The 19,274-nt window shown below is 33.4% G+C and carries 4 protein-coding genes and 1 pseudogene; all 5 read right to left on the bottom strand.

The window, feature by feature from the left end; genetic code table 11:
- Positions 1–3 precede the first annotated feature (3 nt).
- A complete protein-coding gene (locus A8C32_RS07680) occupies positions 4–450 on the bottom strand; it encodes a protein-disulfide reductase DsbD domain-containing protein (protein WP_069829848.1) in 447 nt (148 codons plus the stop codon).
- Between the two features lie 354 nt (positions 451–804).
- The gene (locus A8C32_RS07675; RefSeq protein ID WP_069829847.1) at positions 805–3,609 is read right to left on the bottom strand and encodes a M16 family metallopeptidase; all 2,805 of its coding nucleotides are present in this window, start codon (positions 3,607–3,609) and stop codon (positions 805–807) included.
- 900 nt (positions 3,610–4,509) lie between these two features.
- Positions 4,510–4,947: pseudogene (gene tnpA / locus A8C32_RS19895) on the bottom strand (IS200/IS605 family transposase).
- 100 nt (positions 4,948–5,047) lie between these two features.
- On the bottom strand, positions 5,048–6,034 hold the full coding sequence (locus A8C32_RS07670; protein ID WP_069829846.1) for a PorP/SprF family type IX secretion system membrane protein: 987 nt from the start codon (positions 6,032–6,034) through the stop codon (positions 5,048–5,050).
- Positions 6,035–6,081: 47 nt separating this feature from the next.
- Positions 6,082–19,245 carry a T9SS type B sorting domain-containing protein gene (locus tag A8C32_RS07665; protein ID WP_069829845.1) on the bottom strand — a complete coding sequence of 4,388 codons (13,164 nt, stop codon included), beginning with the start codon at positions 19,243–19,245 and terminating at the stop codon, positions 6,082–6,084.
- Between the last annotated feature and the right edge of the window lie 29 nt (positions 19,246–19,274).

Here is a 19,274-nt window from a genome sequence, read left to right as displayed (position 1 = left end):
AAATTATTCCAATTCAAATGTTAATTCTTCTTCTGTTGGAGGTAAACATCTAGAATCATCACATACCATAAACTCGACTGTTGCATTAACTTTGAATGGCGGTTTTGTTTTTAACTTTACGTGTTGTTTAAAAGAGGCTCTTTTTTCAAAATACTTAATTCTCATACCAAAAATTGGATCGTCTATAGTATGTCCTTCCTCTTCTTTTGTATTTCCTTTTTTTAAATAATTAGCATTTCCTGCAAAAATAAAACTTGTTGGTATAGGTCCGTCTTCTGGAACATTTTGAGAGTATAAATGCCATCCTGGTTCTATAGTCGCTTTTGCAATTAAATTATATTCTGCATCAGATATTTTCTTAACTTCAGTAGACCATTTTACTGGCTCTAGAATTTGAGAAAATGAGTTGATACCCCATAAAATAATTAATAACCTTATAATATACTTCATTTTATTTCAATTTTAATAAATGTAATGAACAGTAACATTTTATACTAAGACGTTGCAAATCTAACTTCCCCTTAATTTCAAACTGTTAAATCCTTCTTAAATATTTAAATAATGCTATTATTTATTATAATTACTTCAATAAATATGAGATAATTCCTTCTATTTGAAACTAACAGAGTTCCCTAACTAAAAGTATATTTACTTATTTTAATTTTTTAATAACATTAACCAGCTTGTATAAATTAGAAGGGCCATTTTAAACAGCCCTTCCAATTACCTTTCTATTATGTTTAGTAAGTGACTAACTCAAAAACACTAAAAGCCGATGTATACTATAGAAAGATAGTTTTATATTTATTGTTTTAAAAGCGCTCCGTTCTCATCCAACGAACCAGATTTTATAATGATTAATTTGTCTATATCTATATATTTTTTAATAACTGTATTAACTTGACTTACTGTTACAGCTTCTATATCTTTAGAATATTGATCAATATAACTAGGCTCTAAGCCTCGTTCAACAAAACTTAAAATAGTTCTTGCTAAACCTCCTGTAGTTGAAAGACTAACTTTAAAACTTCCTGTTATATTTGTTTTCTTAGCTGCCAACTCATCTTTGGTAATACCTCCATCAACCCATTTTTTAATTTGTACCATCGTTGCGTCTAAGCCTTTTTGAAAAAGGTTTGGATTAAAGGATGCCTTTATAGACCAATAACCTCCAGCATATGTGTGTCCAGAATGACTAGCACTTATATTATATGTTAACCCATCATTATCTCTAACAGTTTGCATTAACCTATCAGAAAAACCACCACCTAAAATGCTAGTTCCCATATAAAAAGGTAAGTAATCATTATCCATTCTCTGGATTCCTGTGTATTGACCAATATACATTTCAGCACTTGGCTTTTGAGGTATTGTTACAACTTTAGTTAAAGCGTTTACTTTATTTGGTTTTTCAAATTGAGCTTTAGTCTTTATACCACCTTTCCATCCTTTGAAGGCTTTTTTAAGTGCTGAATACAAAGCTTTAGTATCAACATCTCCTACAGCAACTAAATGCATACCTTCTGATCCGAAATATCTTTTATGAAATGCTTTTAAATCTTTTAAAGTCACTTTCTTTAAATCATCTATAGAGCTTTGAATATCTGTAACATAATTAGGATGCCCTTTAGGGTATATAGTCTGCGAAAGCGCAATAGCCCCCTGAGTTTCAGGGTCTGTTAACCCGCGTTTCATATTACCTGTATTTTGCTGTTTTAATAATTCAAATTCTTTTTCGTCAAATAAAGGATTACGCAATTCTTCTGCTAACAAATTAATAACCGTATTTAAATCTTTTTTAAGACATTTAAATTTAATACTAACTTTATGTGTTTCTGCATTAACTATTAAATAAACTCCAAGTTTTTCTAACTTTTGAGAAAATTGAAATTTATTATTACTTACAGTTCCTTTGCTAAGCATTTGTACTGCTAAAGAGGGTACCATTTCGTTTCCTTTTGTATTTAAATAATCGCCTATTGGAAAACTAGCGGTTACCGTTAAAAAATCTTTAGCACCAGTTTTTGCTGTAATTACGTCTATATTTGCAACTTGTTCTCTAGTGAATTTTTCACCTTTGTTAGTTACTTTAATTGTTTCGTAAGCTGAAGCTGTTTCTATAAGTGCTTTTTGAGAAACTATATTTGAATTATAATGATTCTCATCTTTATGTTCTGGGTTTCTATAAAAATACTTGTTGTTATTATTTTCTATATAATTAGCAGCTTTTCGTGATGACGGATTATTTCCTCCTGCAATTTTTGGTACAAAATAACCTGTTGTACTTTGGTCTTCCTGTAAATACTTATTTGCTACTCGTTTTACATCTTCTGCAGTAACTTTACTTAGCCTATCACTTCCATTAATATAATCTTTCCAATCTCCACCAGCTATAGCTTCATTTAATTGACTTGCAATGCTACCAGAACCATCTCTAGACAAAATGGTTTGCGTATTAAGTTTTGCTACAATACGATTAACATCTTCTTGAGAAACACCTTCATTTTTTATTTTATTAATCATCTCAATCATTTGATCATTAATCTCTTCATGGTCTTTATCTGGACTAAATCCTAATGATATTTCAAATATGCCTACCTCTTTAAAGTTTGACGCTCTTGATAAGCCAAAAATAGCTACACCTGTATCTACAAATGTTTTATTGATTATTGAAGATGTTCCTGATCCTATAATTTGACTTAAAACATTTAAGGCTGGTAAATCTTCATGTAATCTACCTGGTATTTTATAACCTATGGAAACTATGCCTTGTTGCCCTGGTTTTTTTATTACAATCCTTCTAGGTCCTGATTGTTTTGGTTCTTTAGTATATGGTTGAGGCAAACTATGCGGAGCCTTTGTTATTTTGCCAAAATACTTATCTATTAATTTAAAAAGAGAATCTTTTTGAAAATCACCAATAATTGTTAAAGTTGCATTATTAGGCCAATAATAAGTGTTATAGAATTTACGTAACGTTTCAATTGGCATATTTTCAATATCAGATCGCCATCCAATAGTAGAATGGTGATATGGGTGTGCCATATAAGCTGTAGCCCACATTTCTTTACTTAATAAAGTGTTTGGATTATTATCCCCACGCTCAAATTCATTCCTAACAACAGTCATTTCTGCATCTTTATCTTCTTTTAAAAGCAAAGAATTACGCATTCTATCAGACTCTATATGAAGTGCTGTTTCTATTTTATCGCTAGGAATGGTTTCATAATAATTAGTTCTATCATTCCAAGTAGTCGCATTCATTTGAGCCCCCATACCCTGCAAAACATTAAAAATGGCATTTCCATTTTTTTTGTTAAAAGTAGGCGTTCCTTTAAAGTTTAAATGCTCTAATAAATGTGTTGAACCTGTATTACCTGGAACTTCATGCTTAGATCCCACTCGATAAACAACTTGAACGGTTACTACTGGAGCTGAATTATCTTGAACTAACAGTATATTCATTCCATTTGGTTCGTATAAATATTCTTGAATACCAGATAATTCTTGAACTTTTGTAAATTTTTTAGTAATATATTGAGCATTAACATTTAAAGCTGCTATAAATACTAAAAAAACAATTGTTTTTAAAGATGCTTTTATTATCATTTTTTTAAATTAATTAGTTATTGTTTATGAGTTAAGAATATAAAAATGCTATTTACCACTATTAATAAAATGTTAAATATTTAATTCTTTAAATAATTCAATCAACTTTTCATCTGAGGGTCTAGAGATACATTTGCTTTTACTATACGTCTTTTTTGGATCTAAAAGAATAAATTGAGAAATTCTCATAATATTATAACAACTTACTAATGATGTATTAAAGTCATTATCTGTAATAAATTAAATACCACCTAAACCTTTCTCTTCGATACTTTTGTTTACCTACAGATAGGCTTACAAAATGTATATTTTTGTTATAGTATTGTTTTTTCAACTTTCTGTACAAATGGTATTTCATACTTACAAGGATTAGGTGAAGGTTGTCCCTTAATCTAAAACCTTTAATGATTCGTACAATGCTTTAACACTTGCTTTATGTTTTTCATTGGAAGATGCATTTAAAAAATTACTTAAGTCTTTATCTATAGACATTGCTATGCTCATTAAAATTCCTTTAAATAGCCCACATTTCTAATAATTTTATTTTTATTTCTGAAATAGCTTTTGCTTGGGCTTCTAAATAAGGTAATGAGTTTTTTGATAAAAATTATAAACTTTCTGTTGAATGTTTTTAGCTACTATGCTTTGATAATCTGAAGAATATAAATAATTTTCTGCTTTATTAAAAGTCATCTCTAACAATTCTTTTTTAAAGGCTTTATTTTTATTTAATAACTGACGTATGCATCTTCACTATCAAAATTTGCTGTAAAACTGAAAATATTCATAATCTTTTTATTACAATTTAAACATTATATTAACATATTAAAAAGCAAAAAAACATCCTGAATTCAGTATGGTTTTATATTAATACAAATAATTTAACTGAACCACTATGGATCAAAGTCCATAGGTTCGGGCTGGTGATTTAAAGTCTCCCCATGGCCATTTCTCAATTATTAAATTCGTTGTATCATCATCATCTGGCCTTCGATAATGCTCCAAATACTCATTAATCATTTTATCGGTAATATTACCAGTACTAAAACAACCATATCTTATTCCCCAAAAATGCCTACCCAATATTTCTTTTGTAATTCAGGAAATTCTTGAACTTCTTCCCTTCAATTTCTTAACCAAATCACTCACTTTTTAAGAGGGCATATGGACATGATCTTTAGATATCACTCCTTTTAAAACCTGAACATCTTCCATCAGTAAGTAACGGTGTCGTGTGTGAATATCTCCTCTTAAAACGTAATAGCAATATTATGTACTCCAAACTATATGCTCTGTCAAAAAAGAAACACTATGATCATTTGATCTTTCTTCTGTCATAAAAACAAAAGTAAAGATTTTTAGAAGCTAAAGCTAAATGCACTAAAGTGCATAGTTTTAACTATTTTTGAGACCAATAAAACTTGATTTTATAACATGATTAGTGAATAGGACTTTGTGTACATGGACAATTACTAATACTTTCTAAAAAGTCGAACCCTAATGTAAGCATATGCGTTCCAGAATTAAAGCCTGATAGGTCATTAGTTGTAATTTGATATGCATAACCAAAATAGAAATCTCGTTTCTTAAAACCAGCCATAGGACCTATATTTAAAGGTCTAAAAAACTGATCGTTTAGAAAACGGTAGGATATTCCCATCCAATAATAATCTTCGTACCTATTAAACTTTCTAAACTTAAAGTTTACATCTGTACTTGAACGGTTGTCACTACTAAATAATTGATAGTAAACAGATGGCTCTAATTCTATTCTTCTATTATATCTCCCACGAAATGTAATTCCAGAAAATATTTGATAATTTAAAATCAAGTTAGGTTCCAATTTTCTAATATCACTATCAATTTTCTTTTTTAAAATATTGTTAGCATTAAAACTAAAAAATAAACCTCTGTTTCTATATAAAAAACCTGCATCAAAATTGTTATTTGAATTAGCTCTATCATTAGTCACAGCTTGATCTACTGGTATCTCAATACCGCTTTCTGGATCTAACCCTTCAAATTTATTAATATCAATTTTAAAACTGTTATGATTATAAGAGATACCAAAAGATAAATATTGTTTAGAATAATAATCTAAAATAAGGTGATGAGCAAAAGAAATTTTAGCTCCTTTTTGAAGCGTAAAACCATTGCTATCATTATATAAAGATACTCCTACTCCTGTACGATCAGCAATTCTAACATCTGCGTAAAGTGCTTGGTTTTCTGGAGCATCCTTTACACCAACCCATTGTGATAAACCATTAACTCTAACTCTTAAATTATCACCAATTCCAGCATAAGTTGGAGAAACCACAAAGTTATTATCCGCCAAATATTGGGTAAATACAGGTAAATTCAGTTCTTGACTATAACTTGTAGTTATAGCCAAGATGAATATATATTTTATTAGTTTCTGCATATTAATAGTTTTTTATTTTTGAGAGTTTTAACTATTTATTCTAGTTATTATCTGTAAAGTGTAAAATTCCCTACAAATTCACGATCATCCCTTGGATCATTCAGTTTTAATGTATACCAGTAGTCTCCTGTAGGTAATTCTGCTCCATTATATGTACCATCCCACTTCTGTCCAAAACGATAGTCTACTATCTTACGTCCATATCTATCAAAAATAGCAAACGTAAGGTCTTTATAATTTGTTGTACAACCAGGCCCCCATTGATCTAAAACACCATCTCCATTTGGAGTAAAGTAATTTGGAATACATACATCCACAAATTCAAAGAACCTTGTTGCACTAAATTCACAACCATTTCTATCTGTTACAATAACAGTATATTCTCCAGATTCACGAATAATAAACGTATTCTCTCTACCTGTGTATAATGGTTCACCATTTTCAAGTATAAATGTATATTCATAAGGCTCTACACCACCATCGGCAGTAGCTAAAATCTCGTTTAACTCGCCACCTGTTAAAACTAACTGCAATGGATCTATTTGATCTACATTAAACTCTAATGTTCTTTGAATACATCCGTCAGTATGTCTTACATCAATAAAATTAAGTCCTGATACTACGTTTGTAAATTCATTACTAGCTTGATAAGGTGCTCCATTTAATGAATAATCTAAATCTGTAAGATTAGTTATACTATCATCTACAGTAACTGTAACCGTATTAATAGAAGTATTATTTACACAACCATAGTCAATAGTAACCTCTGGGTTAATAGTTACAGATACAGGGAAAGGAATACCGCTTTCATAATCACAACCTAGAGCATCAAAAACATAAATTGTTTTATCACCACCACTTAATCCTGTAAAATCAAATTGTGTTTGTGTTGGAGTTCCATTAGTAAAATTAATACCATCTAGACTTACACGGTATGGTGCAAATCCTCCTGAAATGGTAACACTAAACATACCATCATTGTCTCCACTACATACTTCTGGAACAATTGATCCAGTAACAACTCCTACAATGATAGGTGTTGGTTCTCCAATTGTAAAGTCATAAAGGACAAAACAACCAGACTCATCTTGAGCTATAGCTTGATAAGTACCTACTTCTAAATCTTCAAATACTGGTGTATCGAAAAACTGATTTAATTGTGGAGATATCGCATACTTTATGATACCTGTTCCTCCTTGAGCTGAAATCTCTAACCTTCCATTGTCAGCACCATTACATGTTACATCTGTCTCTGTGAAACTTGCTGTAAATTGTGTAAGTGGCTCTATTATAGAAACTGAATTAGATGATGCAATACAATCGTCACTATCTACTCTTACTTGATAAACGCCAGCTGGTAAATCTGTAAAGACACCTGGAGAAACTTGAGTAGGAATTGGAGTTATATCAACTCCAGATCCATTTTGTAATGTATAAACATAATTACCTAAACCACCTTGAGCAGTCGCTACAATAACTCCTGTAGTTTCTCCTGCACAGTTAATAACAATATCACTTGCATCTACATCAATCTCAACTACCAATGTTGGTAACGGATCTATATTTATTTGATTAGATACATTAGATACACAATTATTAGCATCTCTAACATAGTAAGTATAGTTTCCAATAGCTACAGGAAATGTTGTCGATGTTGTAAAAGAACCAAAAACTGTTGTAAATGATGCGTCAGTACTATATTCATATGGCGGTGTACCTCCAATAGCACTTAATGTAAGTTGAGCGTCTGTTAAACACGTTTGTGAAGTTTCTTTTACTAAGCTTACTTGTACTTCTGTTGGCTCAGATATAACAATATCCGCTGAAGTAAATGTACAATTATACCCATCTGTAATAACTATATTATAAGTACCTGCTCCTAATCCACTAAAATTTGGATCTGTTTGAGGTCCAGATGAACTTACTAAAGCACCTAAAGCATTGAAGGTATTTAGTGTGTAAGTATAATTACTTCCTTGACCTCCAGTTACGCTACTTGCCGTTATCGTTGCATTAGTATCACCAAAACATGTTAACAATGTTATATCTGGCATTACTGTTGCATTTATTGCAGTAGGAATACTCATTAAAATACTTGTAAACTCTTGACATCCTCTTAAATCTCTAACAGTAAGAGTATAATCATCTGCCTCCAAGTCTGTAAAAACTGGGTTTGAAGAAAATGCTCTATTTAAACCTGTTATTGCTCCTACTAATTGATACTCATAACTTCCCCAACCACCGCTAGGAATAGCTGTAATTGTACCTGCATTATTATCACAAGTCACAGAGGTTTCAAAATGTGCTAAATCTAGAACTTCTGAAGGAGATTCTATTGTAATTACATTAGATGCTGTATCACAGAAAGGACTATCAGTTTCTCTAACTACAACTGTATAATTACCTCCAGAAAGCCCATTTATTGATAATGGATTTGTTATGGTATTGGCTCCAGTAACAACTCTTACAGATGTACCAGATCCATCAAACACTTCATAATCATACCCCCCCGTATAACCTGTAACATTAATTTCAAAAGCACCATTAGTGTCTCCAAAACAAGTAACTCCCGATGTTGGGGTTGCTACAACATCAATAGTATCAAAAGGTAATACCTCAAAAGGCAATGTCTCTATAGTACACCCTGTATCTCCGTCAATCACTTCAAAATGGTAAGTTCCAGATCCAGGAATACTAAATGTATTTCCTGGTTGTGCTGTCCCTCCTGGTAACATTCTATAAGTAAAATTACCAGATCCTCCCATTACATTTATAACTACAGAACCTGTGTTATTACAATCTATAGGTGTTGCAATAGCTGCTACTGCTGCTGTTAATTCTGGTAACGGCGCTATTATAACAGGAATAGCACTTGGTTCAGTACAATTATTTGCATCTTTTACATATGCTATAATACTTTGAACGGCTCCTGTATCAATAATATCAAAAGTATTCGTAGTGAAATAATTTACTCCGTCTATACTATATGTATATGGAGCTGTTCCTCCGCTAGCTGTAATTGTAAGTAAAGAGGTGTTCACAGAATTATCTGGTGTACATCCAAAAGGAGTAGCACTAGCATCGTCTATTATTAATGGGTTTGGCTCTCCTACAATTACAACATCTGTTAAAATACAGCCTCTTCCTGAGGTCACTTCAACGGTATAAGATCCTGCTAATAACCCTGTAAATATATTTGAGTTTTGTGATCCTCGTGTTATTGGTCCTGCTGTAATAGCATAACTGTATATTGGATTATCATTACTTACTGGTAAATTAACTGTGATAACACCATCTGATCCGCCATTACAACTTACATCACTTGGTGTAGCTGTAAATGTTACTCGAGTTGCTGATTCTAAATTTACTACAACTGTATCGGTACATCCTGTAACTGTATCCGTAATAGTTACTGTGTAGCTTCCCGATGGTACGCCTGCAAAACCTGTTGCCGTGTCTGTTACTGGGCCTGGTCTTGGAAGTATAGAATATGTATAATTCCCTGCTCCTGATCCTCCTGAGCCTGTTACTGTAAACTCTCCGTCATCATCATTACATGATGGTAATGTCGTAATCGTTGGTGTTACATCTAAGGCTGGATAAATTGTTACTGATGTTGGACTAACTGCTGTACAGCCATGAACATCTTTAATAGTTACTGTATAATTTCCTGGTGTTGATACTGTAAAAGTATCACTTGATTGGAAATTTACGCCATCTATTGAGTAGGTAAAAGGTCCCACTCCTGTACTTGCTGTTACTGTAAACTCATATGGTACGCCTGTTAAATCACATTGATTAGAAGCCAATGCTGGAACCGTTACTGTTGGTAATGGATCATTAATTATAGTAACTGTTTGCATTTCAAGACATTCATTAGCATCTATTACATAAACATCCCATGCTAAGTTTGTTGCTGAATTAGTATCTACTGTTAGTACATTACTATTACCATAAGCTACTAACCCTGGAGCTGCACTTCCTGATATAACTACTGCATATCTATAGTTTGGTGTACCTCCTGATGTTGTTACTGTTATAAGTGATTCATCATTACTACAAAATACATTAGTAGCTACCGTTGTATACGATAAAGCTGCTGCTGGTTCGGATACATTTATTGTTTCTGTAGCTGTACAGCCTGTCGCTTCATCCGTTATTGTTATTGTATGGTTTCCTGGTGTTAAACTTCCAAATGAAATTGTTGTCGCAGATTGTGCTGTTACTGCAGGGTTTCCATCAAATACATAACTGTAAGTTCCTGCAAAATCTCCAACTGTAAAACTTACAGCTCCATCTCCTGCTCCATTACAATTTACATCATTTACTAATGAACCTGACACTGTTATATTAGTTACTGAATCTATTATATATGATTCTTCATAATAACATCCATTGGCATCAGTGACTCTAAATATATAATTATTTGGAGTTAACCCTGTAAAAATACCTGTAGCATTAGATGTTACTGCTGATGCTGGTGATGTAATTTCATAAGTTAAAGTGCCTATACCGTCCGTTGCTGTTAATGTAACATCAGTCGTTAATGCTAAACATGTAATTGGACCTGATGCTGAAAAATCTAAATCTGTTGGTGGATCTAATGCTAATATTGTAACTGTATCATTAAATGTACATCCATTTGTATCTAATACTGAATATGGAATAATTTGATCTACTCCTGTATCATTTAATGTTAAAGTATTACTTCCGCTAAAGCCTGAACCATTTATACTGTATTGATAAGGTGCTGTTCCTGTTCCTGCTGTTACCGTTACTGTTATTTCTCCTGATACACTTGCATTGGTTACACTACAACTAAACGCTGTACTTACTGCTGCTGTTGCATTTAAAAGAATTGGCTCTCCTACAACCACAGCTTGTGTTGAAACACAACCTCTTCCTGAAGTGACTTCAACTGTGTAAGATCCAGCTGCTAATCCTGTAAATATATTTGAACCTTGTGCTGCTACTGTAGATGGACCTGCGGTAATAGCATAACTATATAATGGATTATCATTACTTGCTGGCAAATCTACCGTTATTACTCCATCATTACCGCCATTACAACTTACATCACTTGGTGTAGCTGTAAATGTTACTGGTGTTGCAGACTCTAAATCTACAACTACTGTATCTGTACAACTTGTAACTGTATCTTCTATGGTTACTGTATAACTTCCTGATGGTACACCACTAAAAGTATTTCCTGTTAAAGTAACTGTTCCTGGACTTGGTAGTATAGAATATGTATAAGATCCTGAACCTCCTGCTCCTGTTACTTCAAATACACCATCGTCATCACTACATGATGGCAATGTTGTTATTAAAGAAATAACATCTAAGGCTGGATTAATTGTTATTGTTTCCGAATCTCTACATCCATTACCATCTCTTATTGTAAATGTATAAGTTCCTGGCGCACTTATCGTAAAAGTTGGACTAGCTTGAAAACCATTTCCTACTGAATACGTTGGTGTACCTACTATTGGTGATGATGATGATAAAGTATATGTTAAAGGGCTACCAGTGTAACATTGTGCTGGTATAGCATCAAGTATAGGACTTGGGTCACTTGTAACAGACTCATTAAATCTAAATGTACAACCATTACTATCGGTAACTAATATTTCCCAGTTTGTTCTAGTAACTGGATCTAAAATTAACACATTATTATTAGTAGGAGTCACCTCTCCTGTTCCTGTAATAAATCCTACTGAACCTGCTTCGTATAAATATGGACCTGTACCTCCTATCGCTCTTACTGTTACTTGAGCTCCTGAATTACAATTTGCATTTACATTAGCTGTAACTGTTGCAGTAACAGGTTCTATAGGTTGAGTTATTATAAAGCTAAAATTATCAGAACAAGCCGTTCCTCCAACTTCTGTAACATTTAACACATAACTTCCTGCAGGTAGTGTTGTAATGCTTCCTGAAACTGGACCTCCTGCTACACCTGTTAATGTTCCATTAATAGCTGGTGCTATTGGGACTAAAGAAAGAGCATCTAAAATTTGATAATTTATATCTGTAACCGTTCCATCATAGTTTTGAACTGTAAAATCTAATCTACCATTTGAAGCGCCATTACAAGTTACATTTGTAGCTGTAGTTCCTGTAATTTCTATAGATGATGGCGCTGATGGTGTTGTTATTTCTAAAATTGAAATACAATTATTTACATCCTGTACTTGTAAAAAGTAAGTTGTATTATGCATCAAGCCTGTAAAAGTATAAATAGGACTTACTTGTGCTGGAGATGCTGTTCCAGGTTGTCCAAAAATAGAGAATACAAATGGACTTGCTCCTCCTGATGTTGACACTGTATAATCTACTCCTGTAGCACAATTATTAGAATCTACAAAACCTGTTAAAGTTAAAATTGGTGGCGTCTCTATTCTTTGTATACCACTGTTAAATTCACATCCTAAATTATCCACTACTGTAATATAGTAATCTCCAAAAGTTAACCCAGGAAAATTAAAAGATGTTGCTGGTGTTGCTCCAGATGTTGACAATTGGTTAAAACTTCTATCATAAAGTGTATAGGTAAACGGAGCTTGACCTCCTGATGTTATTACAGCATCAAAACTACCTAGTGTATTTACATTACATACTATTGGAGTTGAAGTTATAGTAACATCTATAGGTGCAGGATCTATTAGAGTAACAGTTCCTGTTGCTTCACAACTTTTACTATCTCTTACGACATAATTATAACTACCTGCTGTTAAACCTCCAAATACATTTGAAGATACAAATGTTGTACCGCCATCTATGCTGTAAGTAAAAGGTAACTCTCCTGTAGTAGCATCTAATCTTATTGAACCATCTGAATCTCCATTACATGTTGGATTTACTAGCGTAGTTGTTGCTGTTAATGGGCTTATTAATGGATTAATAGTTATCACAGATGATTCTACTTGACAACCATTAGCGTCTGTAATTCTATATTGATACGTATTATCTGTAGTTTGTGTATCTGTAAAACTTAATCCTGTTGGTGGTGTTATTGCTGCATAAGCTCCTCCTCCTGTAGATAATTCCAAGGTATACGGTGCTGTTCCTCCTGTAATTGTTCCTGTTATTACTGCATCTGGTGATACTGTACAGTCTAAGTCTTTTGTTAATACTGTACTTAATGTTAGTTCTGGTGCTATGGTTTGTGCTGGTAAAGTAAATGTACAACCATAAGCATCTCTTACTATTATTGTATAACTTCCTGGTGTTAAGGCTGTAAATGTATTACTTGAATTAAATGCCCCTCCATTTATATTATAGTCATATGGTGGTTGCCCCCCTGTTGCTGAAACAACTAATGTTGCGCCACTAGTTGATGGATCATAACATAAATTTGATGCGGCATCTATACTTGCTGTTGGAGCTATTGGTGTTGCTAAAGTAAATGTTGTTGTTTCTTCACATCCATTTGTGTCTCTAACTGTTACTGTATAAGAGCCTGTTTGAGTTAATCCTGTAAACGTATTACTTGTTTGAAAAGCTAGAACACTTGCATCTGGCTGTGTTAAACTGTACTCATAGCCTCCCCAACCTCCTAAAGCTGTAATTTCTACACTTCCTGAAGCATCACAGGTTATTGGTGATGCAATCGTTGTTACACTTAAAGCTACGGCTGGTGCTTCTACACGTACTGTAGCTGTCGCTGTACAACCTGTAACTTCATCAGTTATTGTAATAGTATGATTTCCTGCAGATAACCCTGTAAAAGTTGGTATAATGAGTCCTGTTTGTCCTGTTACACTAGGATTACCATCAAATACATAACTGTAAGTTCCTGAAAAATCTCCTACGGTAAAGTTTACAGATCCATCCGAACTTCCTATACAAGATATATTACTTCCTAAAGATCCTGATACTGTAATATTTGTTACTGGTTCTACTCTATAAGACTCTTCGTAATAACATCCGTTGGCATCTGTTACTCTAAAAATATAAGTGTTTGGTGTTAATCCTGTAAAATTACCTGTTGTATTTGATACTGCTGAAGCTACAGGTGATGTAATTTCATAAGTTAACGATCCTACACCATTTGTTGCTACTAATGTTATATCTGTTGTTGTAATTGCACATGTAACTGAACCTGATGGCGTAAAAGATAAATCTGTTGGTGGATTTAATGCAGGTACTATTATGCTGTTATTTGTTATACAACCCTGTGCATCTCTTACTGAGTATGAAATTGTTTGATCTACTCCTGTATCATTAATTGTTAATGTATTAGTCGTACTATAACCTGATGCATTAAAATTATATTGATATGGTGCCGTACCTTGACTTGCAGTTACTGTTATTGTAGCTGGTTGATTTACATTACTCACATCGCAACTAAAAGGAGTCGTTATTGTTGCTGTTGTTAATAATACTGTTGGCTCTGTTAATGTTATTGTTCCTGTAAACGAACAATTCTCACTATCTCTTACTTCATATGAATATGATACTCCTGCACTTAAACCATTATATAATGATGTTGTTGTAAAAGCACTACCATTAAAACTATATGTATAAGAGCCTTCTCCTCCTGTAGCGACAAGCTGCACTGAACCATCTGCTGCTCCATTACATGTTGGATCTACTGGTGTTACTGTAACTGCTACAGGAACCAATGCATTAATTGTTACAACTCCAGATTCTACTTGACAACCATTAGCGTCTGTAATTCTATATTGATACGTATTATCTGTAGTTTGTGTATCTGTAAAACTTAATCCTGTTGGTGGTGTTATTGCTGCATAAGCTCCTCCTCCTGTAGATAATTCCAAGGTATACGGTGCTGTTCCTCCTGTAATTGTTCCTGTTATTACTGCATCTGGTGATACTGTACAGTCTAAGTCTTTTGTTAATACTGTACTTAATGTTAGTTCTGGTGCTATGGTTTGTGCTGGTAAAGTAAATGTACAACCATAAGCATCTCTTACTATTATTGTATAACTTCCTGGTGTTAATCCTGTAAACGTATTATTAGAATTAAAGGCACCGCCATTTATATTATAGTCATATGGTGGTTGCCCCCCCATTGCTGAAACAACTAATGTTGCTCCGCTAGTTGATGGATCATAACATAAATTTGATGCGCCATCTATATTTGCTGTTGGAGCTATTGGTGTTGCTAAAGTAAATGTTGTTGTTTCTTCACATCCATTTGTGTCTCTAACTGTTACTGTATAAGATCCTGTTTGAATTAATCCTGTAAATGTATTACTTGCTTGGAATGCTAAAACTGTTGCATCGGGTTGGGTTAAACTATACTCATAACCTCCCCATCCGCCTACAGCTGTTATTTCTACACTGCCATCTACATTACATGTTATTGGTGATGCTACAGCTGAGACACTTAATGATAATGCTGGTTCTTCTACTCGTACTGTTTCTGTGACAGTACAATTTGTATCATCATCTGTTATGGTAATAGTATGATCTCCAGCAGTTAACCCTGTAAATGGAATCACTGATGCTGAGTGTCCTGTTACTATTGGATCTGAATCAAATACATAACTATAATTTGTTGATCCTGATATAGTAAAACGTACTGCTCCATCTGATGACGTTAAACAACTAATATTATTTATTAATTGTCCTACAGCAGTTATAGTAGGTAAAGCTACAATATTATAAGATTCACTATAGATACAATTATTTTCGTCTCTAACTTCAAAAGTATAAACATTTGGTACTAATCCTGGAAAAGTATTTGAGTTTTGGAATACTGTTGCTGCTCCTGATGGGGCTGTAATTCTATATTCTAATGTTCCAGTACCTCCTGTTGGTGTTATGGTAACTGTAGTTGTATTTGTTGGACAAGTTAAAGCAGTATTAGCGAAAGTTAAATCTGTTGGAGGATTTAACGGATCTATAACTATAGCTGGGCTTACTGTAAACGCACAGTTATTACTATCTGCTATCGTTACCGTGTAAGTACCATCTGTTAAACCTGCAAATGTATTTCCAGATTGAAATGTCACACCATCTATACTATATGTATAAGATCCTGTACCTCCAGTGACTCCAGAAACTGTTATAACACCATCATTATCACATGTATAAGGCGTAGTTAATGTTGCTGTTCCTGTTACAGCAGAAATTGCATCAATTCGTATTGTTTGTGGTGGTGTTACACAGGTGCTAGTTCCTGTAGTATACTGTACAACTACTTCATAATTTCCTGCTGAAAGGTTTGGGAAAAGCGGAGCATTAGAAAATGTAACCCCATTATTAATACTATATTGTAATGTATTACCATTGGCATTATTAACATTTACATTTATTATTCCTGTATTACCAGAACCTGAACATAGAATATCTGTTTTTATAACGTTAAAATCTGGTGGTAAAGTTGCATCTACCGTTATAGATGTAGTTGCTTCACAGTTATTACTATCAACGACTCTAATATTATATACTCCAGGAGTTGTCACAACATACTCAGGTGTCCCTTGAAAAACAGTTGGACTATTAATATAATAAAAATACGGTGCTGTTCCTCCAACAGGATATATTGTAATTTCTCCATCTGTACATGTTAATGGTGTTGTAAGTGCGGAAGTCACAGTTAGAGGATCTGGATCTTCAATTTCAATAGACTCACTATGTGTACAACCATCTTCCGTAGATACTCTTACTTCATATATTCCTGGATTTAAACTTGGAAACGTATAACTACTAGGAGTAATAGGGCCTACACTATTTACCAATGTTGAGGTGTCATCATATATTGCAAAAGAATATTGTGGCTCAACATCATTTGCCGCTACTACTACACTACCAGTATCTCCACTACATAAAGGCTGTATTATTGTTGTTGAAACAGTAAAGTTTCTTTGTCTTATTTGAACACTTGGTATTGTAAATATACAAGGGTTTGCTAAAATTCCTGTTTGTCTTATATAAACAGTATAATTATTTGGTGTAGTAACAGAAAATGTATTACTTGATTGGTAAGTAACTCCATCAAGGCTATATTCATAACCACTGGGTACATCACCTACAACTATTTGCCCTGGTGTTGTACAAACAATGTCTCTTGATGTAAATGTAGGTTCTAATATGTTTTCATATACATTAAAATAAAACTCACTAACACAACTCCCTAAGTACCTTAAAGTTAACCTGTATTGACCTGCAGTATCTGCTGTAAAATCTGGCCCTGTAGCTTCTCGAATCCATGTACAAGAATCACTAACATTAGCACATCTTATATCTGTTACTGCCGTACATGAACCTTCATTTAATCTGTCCCATACTATATCTGAAGTATCCGTAATACCTGTTTGAATAAACCTAGAATCACTAGCCCCACATAAAAATATATAAGGCAAACGCGCTCCACCATCTGGACATATAGCAACTTCGTCAGCAAAAGCTTCTATAGGATTTATTACACCAGATCCAAAAATTGTTACCCTGAATTCTTGAACAATAGATAAACAAGGCGCTGGTGCTGTATTGTGAACATAATATGTTCCCGGACTTGTAATTGTCAATTCTCTTTCATTTCCAATTGGTGATGTCCCAGAAGGGTTAGTTGACCATGAATACGTCGTATATCCTTCGGCAGCTTCTAAAATTGTACTTGCCCCACAAAGAGATACATTCTCAACAAATGAACATGCATCTATATCTGCTAAAATATTGGTAGCTTTTGGAGTTAACAAACACCCTGTATTTGTATCAAAACTTGGATCGTCTGAAATTAAAAAATCTGGATTCTGCGTCCCTCTATAAGTAGCAAAAGCTTGATTATCGACGAGGTTAGAACATACATCACTCAACTCACTACAAGATGTTACAACATTCACTTTAAAACGTATTTCAAGTGTCGGATCATTAATTTCTACAACTGAGTTGTTTACTCTAAAAACAATCTCTCTTGTTGATGCATTATAACTTTGTACGGTAACACCTGGAGGTAATACATCTAAATCTGCAGGATAATCAAAATCCACATTTACAGGAAGTACATCTCTTATTGTTAAACCTCTTGCATCATCGTTACCTGTATTTTTAAACCCAATAACATAATTTAATTCTTGGCCTAAGTTAACTACATCACCACCAATATCATTCCCAAACTCGTCCTCAACTATTTTAGTAAGAACAATATTAGGTTCAATAATATCTACTGCAAAAGCCACAAAATATTCAAAATAAGTATCTTGATTCGTTCCTAACCTAATTGTTGCAGAAGTATCATTATTTGCAATAACATTATTTGATGGATTTGGCACAGTTATTATACCTGTGTCGAAACCTAAAGTATTACTACTATTTGGTATTCTACTACCACTTTGGGTTATATTACTATTAAAGAAATTATTTGATGGACGTTGTGTACCATTAAATAAATTTGTTCCATTAATCCTTAAATAATCTCCAGCAAGTGGTTTATCTCCTTCTAATGCCGCAAATGCAAATTTTGCTCGAACAGGACCTGTTGGTATGGTTCTAAATCCAGAAAGAGGAATATCTAACGTTGGGTTAGCAGCAGCACTAATAGCACTAAAACCATCAAAAGTAGTAATAGATTTACCAGTTAAATTAGGATCTTCATATACTATAAAAAGGGACCAGCCTGCCGAGTATCCTGTATAATTTCGTGGTCTAAAGTTATTTGTTTGACCTAGTGCACTTGATACATTTGCCACTGTATATGTTCCTGAATTAAGCGTTAAACCTTGTACTATACTTGTTACATCTGCATAACAAACATAAGGAAAACTATTACCCGTATCTGCAGTCACGCTACCTGCATCGTAAATTACTGTTCCTGTAATATCATTATATCCTCCACTAGGTCCCTTAAATTTAACATTTCTAAAAGGCGCCGTTCCCTTAGTAACAGCACTCCAATATAAACCAGCATAGGCTATTTTATAACATGATGATGATGCAGGGGGAATAACCAGATTTGAACTACTTGAACTGAATGTTGTTGGATCACCATCAATATCAATATACTGCATATTAACATCATCATTTGTCGTCACATTATCATTAAAGTTATTATTATTTTCACCTAAAATATTATTACCTATTAAAAGGATATCTCCCCTTAAATCTTTATCAAATGTAGGTGCACCAAAAGGCACAAAATTCTGAGCAAATGATTGTACAGTAAACAGTAATCCTAAAACAACTATCCAATTGTTTAAAAAAGTAGGTTTTTTCATGGCTGGCGGTTTTTTATTTTCCATTTTTTTTCTATTGGGTATTGATAAAAAAT

Origin of the sequence: Flavivirga aquatica (genome assembly GCF_001747085.1) — a bacterium.
In the GTDB taxonomy this organism is placed as follows: Bacteria; Bacteroidota; Bacteroidia; order Flavobacteriales; family Flavobacteriaceae; genus Algibacter_C; species Algibacter_C aquatica.
This window is presented reverse-complemented; position numbering and strand designations above follow the sequence as displayed.

Excerpts from the sequence above, each read along its gene's own strand:
- A8C32_RS07680 (WP_069829848.1), bottom strand. The coding sequence starts at position 450 with ATGAAGTATATTATAAGGTTATTAATTATTTTATGGGGTATCAACTCA.
- A8C32_RS07675 (WP_069829847.1), bottom strand. The coding sequence starts at position 3,609 with ATGATAATAAAAGCATCTTTAAAAACAATTGTTTTTTTAGTATTTATA.
- A8C32_RS07670 (WP_069829846.1), bottom strand. The coding sequence starts at position 6,034 with ATGCAGAAACTAATAAAATATATATTCATCTTGGCTATAACTACAAGT.
- A8C32_RS07665 (WP_069829845.1), bottom strand. The coding sequence starts at position 19,245 with ATGGAAAATAAAAAACCGCCAGCCATGAAAAAACCTACTTTTTTAAAC.